The following is a 15985-nucleotide window of genomic DNA, read 5'->3' as shown; positions in this document are numbered from 1 at the left end:
ACGGAATTCAGAATTCGACAAGTCCCTTCGGAGGGAAGTCAGTTGTCGTTCCACGCGGAATCGGACCGCCCGCCCCCGCACGTTCTCACTCCGTCCAGTGAGGAGGATGTGATCGCCGAACTGTCCGGAGGCAAAGGAAGAAACCTCCACACCCTCACCGCCGCCGGATTCCAGGTGCCGAGCTGGTCGGTGATCGGCCTCGATGCCTTCGCCGCATTCTCCCGCGGCAGCGGGCTGGACGAGCGTCTGGAAAGCCTGCTCGACGAAGACTGGGAGAGCAGGGCCGGACAGATCGCCGCCGAGATCGCCCTACTGATCGAGGCCGCGCCCCTCGACGAGCACATCGCCGCGGCCATCGCGCTGGCCTACACACAGGCCGGCGGCGGCCTGGTGGCCGTCCGCTCGTCCGGAGCGGAGGAGGACGGCACCGAGCACTCCTTCGCCGGGCAGTTCGACAGCTTCCTCAACATCTCGGGCCTCGACCAGGTCACCGCCCACGTCCGCCGGTGCTGGGCCTCCGGATTCTCCGAACGGTCCCTGCGCTACCGCGCGCAGCGGGGACTGCCACCCGGTACCGGCGGAGTCGCCGTCATCGTCCAGCGCATGGTGCCCGCGGAGCGCAGCGGCGTGCTGTTCACCGCCGATCCGACGGCCGGCCGCACGGACCGCCATGTGGTCAGCGCCGTCCACGGGTTGGGGGAGGGGCTGGTCTCCGGGGCGGTCGACGCCGACACCGTCGTACTCGACGCCGCCACCGGTGACCTGCTGAGCACCGTGATCGGCGACAAGCAGGAGCGCTACGACGCCGGCACCGGACCCGGCTGCGAGGTGTCGCCGGTCGCCGACGAGGACCGCAAGGCGCTGTCCCTGACCACCGACGACCTGGCCCGGCTGCACGCGGTCGGAGTGCGCGCCACGGCACACTACGGCGCCCCGCAGGACATCGAGTGGGCCATCGCCGACGGCACTCTGTGGGTACTGCAGAGCCGCCCCGTCACCACCCTCGGCCCCGCGCCGGAACCCCAGGGCGAACTGCGGCTCTGGGACAACTCCAACATCATCGAGAGCTTCAGCGGCGTCGTCTCCCCGCTCACCTACAGCTTCGCCGCCGACACCTACGCCAAGGTGTACGACAGCTACGCCCGCGCCCTGGGCGTCAGGGGCGAGAAGCTGCGCGAGGTCCAGGAGTGGACCCCGCATCTGCTCGGCTATGTCCACGGACGGGTCTACTACAACCTCCACCACTGGTACCGCATGGTGCGCCTGGCACCGCTGTACCCCCTCAACCGCCGGGTCCTGGAGAAATCGCTGGGTGTCGCGGAGAGCATTTCCGACGAGACCGCGGACACGCTCCACCCCTTCACACCCGGGCCCGGGCTGCGCGGCCGAATGGTGCGACTGGTCCGCACGGCGATCTTCACCGGACGGTTCCTGACGATCCGGAAAGCGATGGACACCTTCCACCGGGACTTCTACCGGGCGTACGAGGTGTTCAACAACGTCGATTACGACGCGCTGCCCGGTGACGAAACCTACCGCCGCTTCCGCCGGATGCAGCGGGAACTGATCGAGAAGTGGGGGCCGATGCAGGCCCTCGACGCCACCATCCTGCTCTCCGTCGGCCTGCTGGCCCTGCTCACCCGCCGCTGGCTGCCCGACGCCCCCGAGTGGTTCACCTGGGCCGCGGCGGCCCCGGGCCAGGATGTCGAGTCCGCCGAACCCGCCTGGGCGCTGGCCGAGTTGGCCGCGAAGGCGAGCGCCGACGCCGAGGTGCGACAGCTACTGGACCGCACCCCCGACGCAGACGCCTACCGGGCGCTGCGCGAGGCGGGGCACGGCGAGTTCCTGGCCGCCGTGGACGCGTACGTCGCCGACTACGGTTACCGCAGTCCGGACGAACTCAAGCTCGAAGTCCCCGACCTGCACGAGAAACCCGCCGGGCTGTTCACCCTGCTGCGTGACGCACAGCCCGGGGCCGCCGGCCGCGGCGCGGGTGACCGCGGCGGCGAGGCGGACACGTATCTCGACCAGCATCTGCGCGGTCCCCGACGCTGGCTGTACGAACGCGTGCGGAACAAGGCCCGGGCCGCGCTCACCGACCGCGAACGGCTCAGGTTCTGCCGCACCCGGGCATTCGGCTCGGCCAAGCGCATGCTGCGCGCCATCGGCCGCGACCTCGCACGCACCGGGGCCATCGACACCTGGGACGACGTGTTCATGCTGCGCCTGGAGGAGGTCCGGGGCGCCTACGAGGGCATGATCGCCCACACGGAGCTGAAGGAGCTGGCCGCACTGCGCCGCAGGCAACTCGCCGCCGACGCCGAGCTGCACGCCCCGGCCCGCTTCACCACCCACGGCGCCCCGTACTGGTCGGGCAACCTGGAGCGGGCCGGCTGGACCGGCGGGCCCGCCGCCCGCAGCGGCGCCCGCGAACTGCGCGGCACCCCCTGCTGCCCCGGTGTCGCCGAAGGACCCGCGGTCGTCACCGACACCCCGCGCGACATCGGAGGCGGAATCCTGCTCACCTACCGCACCGACCCCGGCTGGGTTGCCGCCCTGCCCTCGGCCGCCGCGCTGGTCATCGAACGCGGCAGCCCGCTCACCCATGTCGCCGTGGTGGCCCGGGAACTGGGCATCCCCACCGTGGTCCAGGTCAGGAACGTCACCACCGAGATCCGCTCCGGCACCCGGGTGCGGGTCGACGGCGCCGCCGGCACCGTCACCGTGCTGGCCGAGCCGGAGCCCCCGTCCGACAGCCGGCCCTGAATCCGCACTCCCAGGACGAAAGGCACTCCCCTTGATCCTCACCGAGGACTATCTGCAGGACCTGCTCGACAAGACACTGACACAGGTGCGCACCGGCGACTGGGCCGTGGTGCTCGAAGGATCCATCGCCGAAGGCTTCGGCAACCCCGGTTCGGACATCGACTTCCTGCTCATCGGCCGCGACGAGGACGACCTGCCGACCATGCCGTCGCTGTTCTTCGTCGACGGCAGGCGGGTCGAGATCCGCACCCGTTCGCTGCGCCAGCTCACCGACCAGTTCGCCGCCCTGGAGACCGGCGCCAAGCGCGTCGGCAGGATCCCCGAGGACCTGCTGAACCGCTGTCAGCGACTGCTCAACAGCGTCCCGTTGCGCGGTCACGCCCTGGTCGACGAGGTCAAGAGCCTGCTCCCGGCCGAACGGCTGCGCAGCATCGCCGCGGACTGGTGGGCGCACTCCGCCAGACAGTCCCTGCGCCACGCGACGGCGATGATGTGCCTCGACGAGCCCGAGGAGGCGATGGACTGGGCCCGCGCCGGACTGGTGCAGGCGGTCAAGGCCTGGGCCGCCGGGCGGGGCGAGACCTATCTGGAGCCCAAGTGGCTGTCCCTGCAGCTGGACCGGGCGGACCGGCCCGACGTCCGTGACCGCTACTGGGAACTGGAGTCCGCCGGACCCGACGTGGCCGTGGACGACTATCTCGGCGCCTGTGTGGAGTTCGCCGCGGAACTCGGCGTCACTGGCGTACAGCGGGATCCCGCGCGGCTGACCGTGGAACGCCAGAAGGGCGTGACCACCTGGCAGACGTCGGAACGCGTCCATGTGGTCCGCGGCCGGCGCGATGTGTTCGTGCTCGGCGAGCGGGCCGGCCAGGTCTGGCGCTCGCTGGTGCTGGGCACACCGCTGCCCCGGGTGCTGGCGAACGCCCGTGCCACCGGAGCGGCGGAAGCCGGCCCCCTTCTGGCGCACTTCCTGCGGCTGGGACTGGTGCGGCTGGCCTGGAAGGGCGGCGGCACGGTCGCCCCGGCCCTGCCGCTGGCCTCGCCCCCCGGCCCCCTCACCCCGCCCCCCAGCACCGCCCGGCCGCTGCTGTCGCTGCGCGGAGCAGCGGTCAGCGGCCCCGACGCCGTCGACCTGGTCCCGTTGCCCGCCGACCGGTTCGCCGCGGCCGCCTTGGCACTGGCCTTCTCCAACATGGTGGTCGAGAACGCCCGGGAGGACCTGGCGGGCGCCCTCCGCCAAGGGCAGTGGAAGGTCGCCGAGGTCAGTGCGCGCCGCGCGGCCCAGAGCGCACTGCGGGGACTGCTCTGCGCCTACGGGGTCAGTCCGCTGCCCGCCGACTGCGACCTGGTCCGCAGGCTCTCCCTGCTGCCCTCCGGCATCCAGTCGATCCGTACGCTCGCGAACACCCTGACCCGGGTCAGCATCGACTCGCCCGAGCGTGCCGAGGCCGTACTGCGTGAACTGGAGCAGTTCATCGGCTTGGTGCGGCAGGCCGCCGGGGCCGACGCCTTCCCCGCCTCCTTCGACTCCGCCGACACCTGGCGGGCCACCTTGGAGCTCGGCCACGACTGGGTGCGTGTCGCGGCCCACTTCGACGCGGAGCTGCCGCTCCAGGAGGTCCGCGACCTGGTCGCCAGCAGCGGAGCCCAGCCCCACCAGGCGGCATGACGGCATGACCGCGGTCCGCGGTCTCCCGCCCCGACTGCCCGACCCTCCGACCACCGTCCGACGACTGGAGAAACACGTGCACTCGACATCCCACGCCCCCGGCAGGCAGAGCCGATGACCGCAGGGATGACCGTTCTGGTCACCGGCGCCAGCGGGTTCCTGGGCGCCGAAGTCACCGCCAGGCTCATCACGGCAGGGCACTCGGTGCTGGCCCTGCTGCACAGCAACGGCGACATCGTCCGCAACAACGGCAGATCACTGAAGCCGCGACCGGGCACCCTGACCCGGCTCGCCGGAGACATCACCCGCCCCGCACTGGGCCTGGACGCCGAGCAGCTTCGCCTGGCGGCCGGCGCGGACCGGATCGTCCACTGCGCCGGAATCACCGACTTCGGCCGCCCCGCACAGATCTACCAGGACATCAACGTCACCGGAACCGAGAACGTCCTGGCCCTGGCACAGGCCCATGGAGTGCCGCTGGTGCACGTGAGCACCGCCTATGTGTGCGGGGAGCGGGACGGCACCGCCCGTGAGGACGAACTCGACGTCGGCCAGCTGTTCGGCAACGACTACGAGAAGAGCAAGCTGCGCGCGGAGGTCCTGGTGCGCGGGGCGGCAGCGGACGGCCTGCCCGTCGCCGTGCTCCGGCCGAGCATCGTCACCGGCGACCGGCGTACCGGCCGCGTCCGCGACTACAAGACCATGTACCCGGTCGTCCGGCTGATGACCAGCGGACGGGTCAGGACCGTCCCCGGGAACCACGACGCCCTCCTCGACCTGGTGCCCGTCGACTACGTCGCGGATCTGATCGTCGAGGCCGCGACACGCTTCGAGGACGCCCGGGGCCGGACCCTGCACGCCACCGGCGGCCGGGCCGTGACCCTGCGTGACCTCTCCGACGTGCTCGCCGAGTACCCCTCCTTCCAGGTACCGCGGTGGATACCACCCGCCGTCTTCTCCGCAGACGCCCTCCCGGACAGCGAACGCCTCTACCACGAGCGGGTCATCTCGCTCTACGCCACCTACATGCGCCGCCGGATCCACTTCGACAACACCGACACTGTGGCCTTCAGCCACCGACCCGCCCCCACGGGGGGCAGCCCGTACCTGCGCAAACTCCTGGACCACTGCCTGCGGTCCGGCTACCTGGGCGCCGCAGCGCGCAGGGAGACCGCCGCCGCGTCCGCCCGACCGGAGGGGAGCCACCGGCCATGACCGCCGAACCGAACCACGGCATCGCGATATCGCCGCTGCTGAGCTGCAGTACCGAAAAACTGCGGCTGTACGGCGCGGACACCTACTACCAGGAGAGCTACGAACAGCTCGCCGCCCTCACCGACGACGTCACCGGATTCGCCCACCGCCACGCCGCCCTGCTGCTGAAGCCGGACGCCGTGGTCGCCCGCAGGCTGGACGCGGCCGTGGACTGGCTGACCGGACAGGGCTACCGGATCGTCGGCGCGGCGGTCACCCGGCTGACCCGCACCATGATCCGCTCCCTGTGGTACTTCCAGTGGAACCTCGCCACCCCCTACCGCAGGAGGCTCGCCGCCCTCTTCCTGGAGGACGCCGACGCCCTCGTCCTGCTCGTCCGCCCCGCCCACGAACCCGACGTCCCCGCCTCGGTCGAACTCACCCGGCTCAAGGGGCCCACCGACCCCGAGGCCCGCCGGCCCGGCCAGCTGCGCCACCTCCTCGGCCGCTACAGCTACCTGCTCAACCTGGTGCACACCCCCGACGAACCCGCCGACGTACTACGCGAGTTGGCCGTCCACTTCGACGACGCCGAACGCGACCGCCTCTTCCGCTCCGCGCTTGCGGACGAGGACCGCACCGGGCACGCCCTGGAGCTGGCCGACCAGCTCTACGCCGCCACCAAGCCCCGTGACCTCGACTTCGAACCCGCTGCCGAACGGCTGCGCGCCGCCATCTCCCGCCACCCCGGCCTCGACCCGGCCGCCACCCCGCGTCAGCTCCTGGAGTCGGCCTGGGACCTCGGGATCGACCTCGACCCGTGGGACACCGTCATCGTCGGCTCCAAGGTGCTGCCCATGCGGCAGCCCGGCCGCGCCCCGGTCCTCGACGGGGCCGGCACCGACGCCTGGCGCCGCCATCTCAAAGCCGTCCGCGCCGACTTGACCTGAACGAGGAGCAGCCCATGCAGTTCGCCCGGACACTCCCGAAGGAGTTGGTGCACCGGGCAGCGATCGCCGAGGTCTTCCTGACCGACGCGGAGCGCCTCAGCGAGGACGAGACACTGCTCGCCGCGCAGCTGCCACGCCTCCACCCCTTCTACGACGACGTCCTCGGCCCCCGCACCCACCACGACCCCCTGCTGTTGCTGGAGGCATGCCGGCAGGGCATCTACGTGGTCGCCCACCGCCACCTCGACGTGCCCCTCGGCCACAGGTTCCTGCTCCGCACGGTGGAGTTCGAGGTGCCGGACCCGGCCGCCCTGGTGCCCGGTGACAGCCCCACCGAAGCCGTCATCGGCGTCCGTGTCGAGCACCGGATCCGGAGCCGGTCAGGGGTGACGGGGCTCCGGCTGCGCTTCACCGTGGCCATCGGCACACGCCAGGCTCTGCTCGCCCGCATCGAATACTCGTGGATGCCGGCGCAGGACTGGACGCGTCTGCGGGCCGGGCAGCGCGACGCACTCGGCCTGTCCGAGCCCCCGGTCGCGCTGCCCGGCCCGCGCGTCGACCCCGCCCTGGTGGGCCGGCGGAACCAGGCCAACGTGGTCGTCTCAGCGCCGTACACCTCGCAAGAAGGCGTGACCACCGCACGCCTGGTCGCCGAGACCAGCCACCCGACCCTGTACGACCACTGGGTCGACCATGTGCCCGGCATGGTGGAGCTGGAGGCCTTTCGGCAGCTGGCGTTGACCGCCGCCGTGGCCGCGGGCACGGTCCGCACCCCGACGGCGCTGCCGGTCGGTCTCTCCGTCCGGTTCCGCCGCTTCGCCGAGATGGACCTGCCCCTGGAGTGCCGGGCCGCTCCGGTGCTGCCCGGCGCCGACATCGAGTGCACCCTGCACCAGCCCGGCGCCCTGGTCGCCGAGGCCCGCGTCAGGCTCGCCGAGCGGACCGCGGCCGGCCTGACAGGCGTACTCGCCGGCCGGGGGGCGGCCCGGTGAGCACCGTCGTCCTGCCCCAAGTGCCCGCCCGGCTGGGCCGTTTCGTGCTGCGGATGTTCCGGCCCCACATCTACGCCACCTACGGACTGCTGTGGGTCCTCGCCCTGGAGGGCTCCGCGGTGGCGCTGACCGGCACGGCCTGGCGGCCGTCCGCAGCCACCTGGGTGCGGGTCGTCAGCGTCGTACTGGCGCTGCTGTTCCTGCGGATGCTGGACGAACAGAAGGACCTCGAGTACGACCGAGTGCACCACCCGGACCGGCCGTTGGTCACCGGCGCGATCACCGTGGCCGAACTGCGCGGCGCCATGGCCGCGCTGACCGTGCTGGTGGCCGGCCTGAACGCGGCCCTGTCGGTGACAGCGGTCCTGCTGATCCTGGCGGCCCTCGGTTACGGACTGTTCCTCGCCGCCCTGGAACGCCTCTCGCCGGCGGTACGCGACCGGCAGTTGCTCAACCTCGCGGTCACCTACCCGGTGCAGGTGCTGCTGGGCGTCTATGTGTACGGGTCGCTCACCGCCGCCGGGACCGTCACCGCCGACTGGCGCGGGGCGCTGTTGCTCGCCCTGTGCGCCTGTGTGTTCCTGCACTTCGAGTTCGCCCGGAAGACGGCCTGGGAGGCGGCGTCCGGCGCCCGCCTGTACTCCGCGGATCTCGGCCCCCGGCGCAGCGCGGCGGTCACCGCGGGTCTCGCGGCCGGGGCGGTCGGCTGCCAGGTCGTCCTGTTCGCGCCGACCGGCCCGCCGGGGCTGCTGCCCTGCCTGGCGGTGGCCCTGCCCCTGTGGGGAACCCGGCGGTTCCTGACCCGGCGTCACGGCGGCTGGCCACTGATCACCGCGATGGGCTTCGTCGTGGTGACGTATCTCGCCCTGGTGGTACGGGCGGTGCTGCTGCCGTGACCTCTCAACAAAACCTTTCCTGCGACGAGTTGCTGACCACGACGCGCTGCGTGCGGCGTGGCCTGGACCTGGAGCGGGCGGTGGACCCGGAACTCGTCAAGGAGTGCCTGCGCATCGCCCTGCAGGCACCCAACGGCAACAACCGGCAGAACTGGCGCTGGCTCCTGCTCACCGACCCGCGGATCCGCGCGGACGTCGCCGAGGTGTACCGGGCCGCGTTCCACGCCCGCAACGCCGCCGCGCTGAAGCGGCTGGACGAACTTCCCGAGGGGACCCGTTCCGCGATCACCGGCGCTCGGCTGCTGGCCGACCGGCTGCACCGCGTGCCCGTCCTCGTCATCCCCTGCCTCGAACTGCCCGACGGCCGGCTGCCGCAGGGAAACCAGGCCGGCGTGTGGGGGTCGCTGCTGCCCGCCGCCTGGAGCTACGCGCTGGCCGCCCGCAGCCGTGGCCTGGTCACCGCCTGGACGGCGGTCCATCTGGACCGCGAACGGGAGGTGGCAGACCTGCTGGGCCTGCCACCCACCGTTCGCCAGGGCGCGCTGCTGCCGACCGCGTATCCGCTGCGCACCACCTTCCGGCCGGGGCCACGGCTGCCGCTGGCGGAGGTCCTGCACCACGACGGCTGGCAGGACAGCGACCGGACCTGAGGGTGACTCAGGTGTCGTTCCACTTGAAGAAGCGCAGCGTCAGCGCGGTCACCACGGCGGTGAAGGCGAGCATGCCGCCCATCGTCGGCAGCACGTCCACCAAGCCGCCACCACGGCTGAGCACGTCCTCACTGCCCGTCACGAGGTAGCGCAACGGCATCAGATACGAGATCACCTGGACCCAGTCCGGGGCGCCGTCGAGGGAGAAGAACGACCCGGACAGGAAGGACATCGGAAGCACCAGAAGCTGGGCGAGACCGCCGGCGGACTCCTCGGTCTTCGTGACCGAGCCGATCAGCAGACCGAGCGACATCAGCGACAGCGTGCCGCACATCACCATCGGAACCACCAGCCACCAGTTGCCCGTGAGCTGCAGGCCGAAGTACGGCAACGTCGCCACCAGCAGGAACAGTGCCGTCTGCGTGAGCGCCATGACCATGGTCATCGCGATGCGGGCGGCCACCACCTCCCAGGCCCGGATGGGCGACAGCCGCATCCTCTGGAGGATCTTCTTGCGGCGCAGCGTCACCAGTGTCAGCGCGGTGCTGAACACCGCGCTGGAGGCGATGGCCCAGCCCATCAGACCCGGTGTCAGGTACTGGATGGGTTTGACCGACCGGTCCTCGACCTGACTGGCCTTCAGCGTGTACGTGGCGGGCTTGCCGGTCGCGGCCAGGTTCGCCTGCTCCAGTATCGCGTTGAGCGTCGCACGGGCAGAGGCGCCCTTGACGGCGTCGGCGGCGCTGTAGCGCAGCACCACGGTGCCGCCGTCCTGTTCGACCAACGCGTCGTAGTCGCCCTTGCGCACCTTCTCCAGTGCGGTCGACTCGCTGCTCACCTTGGTGATCGTGGCGGCTTTGGACAGCTGCTCCCGCTGGTCCTTGGTGAGCGAGTCCAGCACCTGCACCTCGCCGATCTGGGCCACCTTGATGTGCGGGGTGCCGTCGCTCTTGAAGAGTGTGCCGAACAACAGCAGGAACAGGATCGGGAAGATCAGCAGGAAGAAGATCGTGCCCTTGTCCCGCAGCACGCTGAGGATCATCGTCCGGGACAGCTCACGGACCGGGCTGAGCCGCTCGTCCCCGGCCGTGCGCCTGCCGCCCGGACCGCCCTTCCCCGCGGGCTCCTTCCGGTCGGACGGGCCCGTTCGTGTGGTGGGCGCGGTGGTTTCCTCGATGCTCACGCGCGGTACTCCCGTCCGGTCAGCTGGAGGAAGACGTCCTCCAGAGTGGCTCCGCGTACCTCCAGGCCGCGCAGGGCCCCCTGGTCGGCCAGGATCGAGAGCACCGGTCCCGGCGTGTGGGTGGCCATCGACAGCGAGACCCCGTCGTCCTCCACGATGGTGTTCTCCACCCCCGCGGACTCCAGCAGGCCGCGCAGCACGTCCGCTGCGACGAGCCCCGACTCCACGCTGACCCGCACCATCTCGTCCAGCTCACGGATCAGGGCCGCCGGAGCGCCGGTCCTGAGCACCTTGCCGTGCTCCATGACCGACACCCGGTCGCAGAGGATCTCCGCCTCGTCCAGGTAATGCGTGGTGAGGACCACGGTGCGGCCCTCCTGGTTGACGTCCCGCAGCAGGTCCCACAGATTCCGGCGGGCCTGCGGGTCCAGACCCGCGGTCGGCTCGTCCAGGAAGACGATCTCCGGATCGTGCACCAGGCCGCAGGCGATGGACAGCCGCTGCGCCTGCCCGCCGGAGAGCTTGTCGGCCGGCACGCCGCCGAACTCGGTGAGCCCGACACGCTCCAGCATCGAGTCGGCCTGCCGGGCGCCGAGCCGATGGAAGGACGCGAACAGACGGATCGTCTCCCGCGTGGTCAGCTTGTCGAAGAACGACGACGCCTGGAACTGCACGCCGATCCGGGTCAGCAGCTCGTGGTTGCGCGGCCAGGGGCTCTTGCCGAACAGCTCGATCCGGCCCTCGTCGGGCTCCCGGACGCCCTCCAGAATCTCCAGAGTGGTCGTCTTGCCCGCGCCGTTGGGACCCAGGATGCCGTAGAACTCGCCCGCCTCGATGTGCAGCGAGACCCCGTCGACGGCCTGGATGTCCCCGTACCGCTTGCGGACGCCGTCCGCGACGATCGCCGCCGTCATACCGTGCCCGCCCTGACCGTGCGGGGCCGTGTCCCGGCCCCGCCGCACATGAACTGAAGGTCCATCACTCGACTGCCGTCTCTCCGTGATCGGTTGGGGGATCGAGGTCCGGCCAGGGGAGTCGGCCAGGCCTCGCGTCCGACCGCCGACGGCCGGCAACGGCCGAAACAGTGACGGGAGCGCGGGCGCTCTGCGGCGGTGCGGTACGGAACCCCAGCCCAGCACAGGCGCCCGGGCGACGGCCAACAATGACGCCGAAGACTAGGGAATCGCCCGTACTCCGGTCCGCGAAAAAGGGAAGGAGCCGGTCCAGTACGGTCGCCGACCGTACGTTCACCCTCACTGATCCGCGTCCGTTCTTCGGGCGCGGACCCACAGGATCGAGGACGTCACGATGCCCCCCACAGCCCGGGACGAGTCCGTGCGCCGCGACGGCGGACACGACCGACCGGGAACCTTCCCCCGCCTCCACACCTCCACCGCCCCGTGGGCGGACCCACCCCCGCCCCTGGCCCTGCTGCCGGTGGCCGCGATCGCCTGCGCCACCGCCGCCCTGCTGCTGCTCACCGCCGGTCGCTTCGGCTACTTCAGCGACGAGCTGTACTTCCTCGCCGCGGGCCGCCATCCCGCCTGGGGATACGCCGACCAGCCGCCGCTGCTGCCTCTGCTGGCCCACGCCATCGACGCCGTCTCCCACGGCTCGCTGGTCTGGCTGCGCGCACCGGCCGCCGTCGTCACCGCACTCGGCGTGCTGACCGCCGCCCTGACGGCCCGTGAGATGGGCGGCAGAAGGACCGCCCAGGTCGCCACCGGCGGCGCGTACGCTGTCTCGCCGGTCATGGTGCAGATGGGCCATCTGCTCATCACCGCCACCCTGGACATCTTCCTCACGACGGTGAGCGCCTGGCTGCTGGTGCGCTGGGTGCGCACCCGACGCGACCGGCTACTGCTCCTCCTCGGCCTGACCGTCGCGGTCTCCCTGCAGGTCAAGTTCCTCAGCGTCGGCTTCTGGGCCGTGCTCCTCGTGGCCCTGTTCCTGGTGGGACCCAGGGACCTGCTGCGCCGTCCGCTGCTGTGGGCGTCTGCGGCGGGAGCCCTGCTCACCGCGGTCCCGGGACTGCTGTGGCAGGCCCGCAACGGCTGGCCCCAACTGGCCATGACCAAGGTCATCGCGCAGGAGGTCGCCGACGAGGAGGGCGGCCGGGCCATGTTCCTGCCCACGGTGCTCTCCGCCGCCGGGCTGGTGGGCGCCGTACTCCTCTGTTACGGGCTGTGGCGGCTGCTCGTCGCCCGCGAGGCCCGCCCCTACCGGTTCCTGGGACTGACCTTCGCCGGACTGTGCGCCTGCTACCTCGTCGTCCATGGACGGCCCTACTACGTCTCCGGGCTCTTCGCCGTCCTGTGGGGGGCGGGCGCCACGGGACTTCAGCGGCTGCGCTCCACCCGCCCGCGCGCCTGGGCGACGGCCGTGGCGTATCTGCTGTCGGCGGCGTTGGCGGTCCAGGTCCTGCCGATCTACCCCGTCCACCGGCTGACCGAGCCCTCCTCGGACCGGCTGGCGCGAGAGAGCGTGGGCTGGCCCGACCTCGCCACATCGGTGGCCCGTGTCTACCGCGAACTGCCCGCCGACCGGCGCAGCCGGGCGCTGCTCATCACCGACCGTTACGACCAGGCGGGCGCGCTCGACCGGTTCGGCCCGGCACTCGGCCTGCCGCGGCCCTACAGCGGCCACCGCGGCTACTGGTACCTGCGCCGCCCGGCCGACGACCGGGCGACCGTCGTCTTCGTCGGCGCCGACGCCCGCTATCTGCGGCAGTTCTTCACCAGCGTCCACCGGCGTGGCACGGTGACCAACAAGGACCAGGTGCACAACCTCAACTGGGGCACCCCCGTCTGGATCTGCGAGGGCCTGCGCCACCCTTGGCACACCACGTGGCCCCGCTTGTCACACCTGGACGCCGACTCGGCCAAGAAGTAGACCGGCCGCCCCGCCCCAAGAAAGACGGCTGCGGGCCGCCCCTGTCCGGGGCGGCCCGCAGCCTTTGCATGCGTGCGATCGGCTTGAAACGACGCGTACGCGTGCGGTGGGTCCGAAGCGACGGGTACGTGCGTGAACGGCCCGAGGGCGACGGGTACGCGAACGCGCGCCGTCGCCCTCGGGCCGTTGCGGTCAGCCCCAGGTCACGGGTAGCGCGTACACGCCGTAGTGCATCGCCTTGTCACGCAGTGGGATGTCCTGCGGATCGGCCGCCAGGCGCAGGTCCGGGAAGCGGTCGAACAGCTTCTGGAAGCCGATGCGCAGGGTCGCCCTGGCCAGATGCTGGCCCAGGCACTGGTGAATGCCGAAACCGAACGCCAGGTGCCGTCGGGAGGGACGGGTGACGTCGAAGACCTCCGGGTCCTCGAACTGCTCCGGATCCCGGTTCGCGGCCGGCAACGACAGCACCACGGTCTGTCCGGCCTCGATGGTCCTGTCGCCGATCTCCACGTCCTCCAACGCCACCCGGCTCGCGCCCATGTGAGAGATCGTCAGATAGCGCAGCAGCTCCTCCACCGCCCGCTCCATCAGTTCCGGCTGCTTGCGGATCTTCTCCAGCTGCTCCGGATGCTCCAGCAGCGCGAACGTGCCGAGGCCCAGCATGTTCGGGGTGGTGTCCAGGGCACCGCCGATGGTGATCCAGGCGATGTTCGACAGCTCTTCCTCGGTCAGCTCACCGGTCTTCACCAGCTTGCCGAGCAGCTTGTCGTTGGGCTCGGCGAACAGGTCCTTGACGACCCGGGCCAGCGTCTGGTCGAGCGCCGTGTTGTGCTCGATGAACTCCTCAAGCGTGTAGTCGATCCGCATGATCGCCGAGAAGTGCTTGTCCAGTTCGGCGATGTCCTCCTCCGGCACGCCCATCACCGAGTGCACCGACCGGTACACGACCTTCTGGACGAACGCCGGCAACAGGTCCACCGGCGGCTCCAGACCTGCCATCTCCTCCAGCACGTCGTCGATGATCCCGGCCAGTGTCGGCTCGTACTCCTGGATCTTGCGGACCGTGAAGAAGCCCGTCAGCAGCCGCCGGTAGCGCGTGTGGTCCGGCGCGTCCATCCGTACGAAGGACCCCGGGCCCGACGGCTGCGGTTCGTATTTCTCCACCTCGAACGGCGGCGATGCCACCAGTGCCAGCAGCTCCGCGCGGTGGCTGAACCGCGGGTCGGTCATGATGGCCCGCACATGCTCGTGCCGGGTGACCAGCCAGCCGTCCTCGCGGCCCGGCGCGATGTCGAACGCGACCGGGCTGATCGGATCTTCCTCGCGCAGCCGGCGGTACTCCGGGTCGGGATCGAAAGGACAGGTGCGGTTGGTCGGTATCACTGGTGGTTTCGGCTCGTAGGCCATGAATCCTCCGTCGGGTGGGTTCCGTCCGCCCGGGCGCGCCGCTCAGGCTCGCCGGACGGTGAGCGGCAGCTGCCGAAGACCGAAGACGTTGACGCGGTTGTCGAAGTACGACAGCGGGCTGTCGCGGTCGACCCTGATGTCGGCGTAGCGGTCGAGCATCAGATTGAGCGCGATCTGCCCCTCCATACGGGCCAGCGGGGCGCCCAGGCAGTAGTGGATGCCATGCCCGAAGGCGAGCTGCTTGGCGTTGGGCCGGCCCGGCAGGAAGCGGTCCGGCTCGGGGAAGACCCGCTCGTCGCGGTTGGCGGACAACAGCCAGAGGTACAGCATGGTATTCTCCGGCACCTTCTCCCCGGCGATCTCGACCGGGGCCGTGGGCACCCGCTCGATCTTCAGGAACGGCGGCCGGCAGCGCAGCACCTCTTCGGTGAACGCCGGGATCTTCTCGCGGTCCGCACGCAACTCGGCCAGCAGACCCTCTTCCTGATCCAGCGTCAGCAGCATGTTGCCGAGCAGCACGGCGGTGGTCACATGGCCGGCGAGCAGCAGCAGCGCGGCGAAGCTCACCACGTCGTCGTCGTTCAGGCTCTCCCCGTCGACCTCGGCCCGCACCAGCAGGCTCATCAGGTCGTCGTGCTCGCGCGCCCGCCGCTCGGCGACGTGCTGCCGCAGATAGGCGTCCAGCTCCTGCACGGTCCTGCCCAGGACCTCGGCGCCCTCAGGGGTCTCCCAGTCCACGGTCAGCAGGCTGTCGGCCCACACCTGGAACAGCGGGCGATCGGAGGGCGGCACACCGAGCATGGACGAGATCACGATGACCGGCAGCGGATTGGCGAACGCCTCGACCAGGTCGAAGCGGTCGCTGCCGTCGAGACCGTCGAGCAGGTCGGTGGCCACCTCGGTGATCCGCGGGGTCAGCTCGTTGATCATCTTCGCGGTGAAGACCTTGCTCACCAGCCGCCGCAACTTGCCGTGCCGGGGCGGGTCCAGCAACAGCAGTGTGCCGCCCGGCGGTTGCTGTTCCCCGCCCGACAACCGGCTCACCGTGTCCGAGGAGAACCCCGCGGGGTCGGCGGTGATCCGCTGGACGTCCTCGTGGCGGAACACGTGGTAGCGGCCCGCCGGATCGCGCCACACCGGCTGCTCGTCGCGCATCCGTCGCAGCCAGGCCAGCAGCGTGGCGCCGCCGTCGAGACCCACCTCGGGCGGCGCGGACACCTCAGGGCCGACAGCAGGGGGCACGGCAGTCATCGGGAAACCCCTCTCATAGGGCAGGCCGCCGTGGAGGCGGGCCGGGAGCGGCCCCAGCGCAGCACGCTCGCGGAAGGGAAGGCCAGAAAACCCGCGCGAATCTAGGGATTTGCCGGTGCCGGGCGCCGTGTGCCC

At 71.0% G+C, this 15985-nt stretch carries 12 protein-coding genes; 8 read left to right on the top strand and 4 right to left on the bottom strand.

The window, feature by feature from the left end; all coding sequences use genetic code 11:
• Positions 1-42 precede the first annotated feature (42 nt).
• From POF73_RS40510 to POF73_RS40480, 7 genes are all read left to right on the top strand, one after another.
• Positions 43-2766 (top strand): phosphoenolpyruvate synthase, encoded by a 2724-nt coding sequence (locus POF73_RS40510; protein ID WP_443049726.1) that lies wholly within the window; start codon positions 43-45, stop codon positions 2764-2766.
• Between the two features lie 31 nt (positions 2767-2797).
• On the top strand, positions 2798-4435 hold the full coding sequence (locus tag POF73_RS40505) for a nucleotidyltransferase domain-containing protein (protein ID WP_272124409.1): 1638 nt from the start codon (positions 2798-2800) through the stop codon (positions 4433-4435).
• A gap of 114 nt (positions 4436-4549) precedes the next feature.
• Positions 4550-5650, top strand: a complete 1101-nt coding sequence (locus POF73_RS40500) for an SDR family oxidoreductase (RefSeq protein WP_272124408.1) — start codon at positions 4550-4552, stop codon at positions 5648-5650.
• A complete protein-coding gene (locus POF73_RS40495; RefSeq protein WP_272124407.1) occupies positions 5647-6579 on the top strand; it encodes a nucleoside-diphosphate kinase in 933 nt (310 codons plus the stop codon). The genes POF73_RS40500 and POF73_RS40495 overlap by 4 nt, the downstream gene beginning before the upstream one ends.
• A gap of 14 nt (positions 6580-6593) precedes the next feature.
• On the top strand, positions 6594-7571 hold the full coding sequence (locus tag POF73_RS40490) for a ScbA/BarX family gamma-butyrolactone biosynthesis protein (protein WP_272124406.1): 978 nt from the start codon (positions 6594-6596) through the stop codon (positions 7569-7571).
• Complete coding sequence (locus tag POF73_RS40485) at positions 7568-8467, top strand: hypothetical protein (RefSeq protein WP_272124405.1); 900 nt, start codon at positions 7568-7570, stop codon at positions 8465-8467. The genes POF73_RS40490 and POF73_RS40485 overlap by 4 nt, the downstream gene beginning before the upstream one ends.
• Entirely contained in the window at positions 8464-9117 is a 654-nt protein-coding gene (locus tag POF73_RS40480; RefSeq protein ID WP_272124404.1) for a nitroreductase family protein, read from the top strand. The genes POF73_RS40485 and POF73_RS40480 overlap by 4 nt, the downstream gene beginning before the upstream one ends.
• A gap of 7 nt (positions 9118-9124) precedes the next feature.
• On the opposite strand, the gene POF73_RS40475 is transcribed toward POF73_RS40480, so the two are convergent.
• Both POF73_RS40475 and POF73_RS40470 read right to left on the bottom strand, forming a co-directional pair.
• The gene (locus tag POF73_RS40475; RefSeq protein ID WP_272124403.1) at positions 9125-10300 is read right to left on the bottom strand and encodes an ABC transporter permease; all 1176 of its coding nucleotides are present in this window, start codon (positions 10298-10300) and stop codon (positions 9125-9127) included.
• Positions 10297-11214: an ABC transporter ATP-binding protein gene (locus POF73_RS40470; protein WP_272124402.1), complete on the bottom strand. Its 918-nt coding sequence runs from the start codon at positions 11212-11214 to the stop codon at positions 10297-10299. The genes POF73_RS40475 and POF73_RS40470 overlap by 4 nt, the downstream gene beginning before the upstream one ends.
• A gap of 394 nt (positions 11215-11608) precedes the next feature.
• Between POF73_RS40470 and POF73_RS40465 the strand changes: the two genes are divergently transcribed.
• The gene (locus POF73_RS40465; RefSeq protein WP_272124401.1) at positions 11609-13192 is read left to right on the top strand and encodes an ArnT family glycosyltransferase; all 1584 of its coding nucleotides are present in this window, start codon (positions 11609-11611) and stop codon (positions 13190-13192) included.
• 192 nt (positions 13193-13384) lie between these two features.
• Here the strand turns inward: POF73_RS40465 and POF73_RS40460 are convergent, their stop codons facing one another.
• Positions 13385-14599 (bottom strand): cytochrome P450, encoded by a 1215-nt coding sequence (locus POF73_RS40460; protein ID WP_272124400.1) that lies wholly within the window; start codon positions 14597-14599, stop codon positions 13385-13387.
• Positions 14600-14641: 42 nt separating this feature from the next.
• Positions 14642-15850 (bottom strand): cytochrome P450, encoded by a 1209-nt coding sequence (locus POF73_RS40455; protein ID WP_180292340.1) that lies wholly within the window; start codon positions 15848-15850, stop codon positions 14642-14644.
• Positions 15851-15985: the final 135 nt, after the last annotated feature.

Source organism: Streptomyces sp. HD, assembly GCF_028369295.1.
Lineage (GTDB): Bacteria > Actinomycetota > Actinomycetes > Streptomycetales > Streptomycetaceae > Streptomyces.
Note: the sequence above shows the minus strand (reverse complement) of the source record. Positions and strands in the feature narration are given on the sequence as shown.

Bases quoted from the DNA above. Each gene is read 5' to 3' on its own strand.
- POF73_RS40500 (WP_272124408.1), top strand. From the start codon at position 4,550: ATGACCGCAGGGATGACCGTTCTGGTCACCGGCGCCAGCGGGTTCCTG.
- POF73_RS40495 (WP_272124407.1), top strand. From the start codon at position 5,647: ATGACCGCCGAACCGAACCACGGCATCGCGATATCGCCGCTGCTGAGC.
- POF73_RS40490 (WP_272124406.1), top strand. From the start codon at position 6,594: ATGCAGTTCGCCCGGACACTCCCGAAGGAGTTGGTGCACCGGGCAGCG.
- POF73_RS40470 (WP_272124402.1), bottom strand. From the start codon at position 11,214: ATGACGGCGGCGATCGTCGCGGACGGCGTCCGCAAGCGGTACGGGGAC.
- POF73_RS40465 (WP_272124401.1), top strand. From the start codon at position 11,609: ATGCCCCCCACAGCCCGGGACGAGTCCGTGCGCCGCGACGGCGGACAC.
- POF73_RS40460 (WP_272124400.1), bottom strand. From the start codon at position 14,599: ATGGCCTACGAGCCGAAACCACCAGTGATACCGACCAACCGCACCTGT.
- POF73_RS40455 (WP_180292340.1), bottom strand. From the start codon at position 15,850: ATGACTGCCGTGCCCCCTGCTGTCGGCCCTGAGGTGTCCGCGCCGCCC.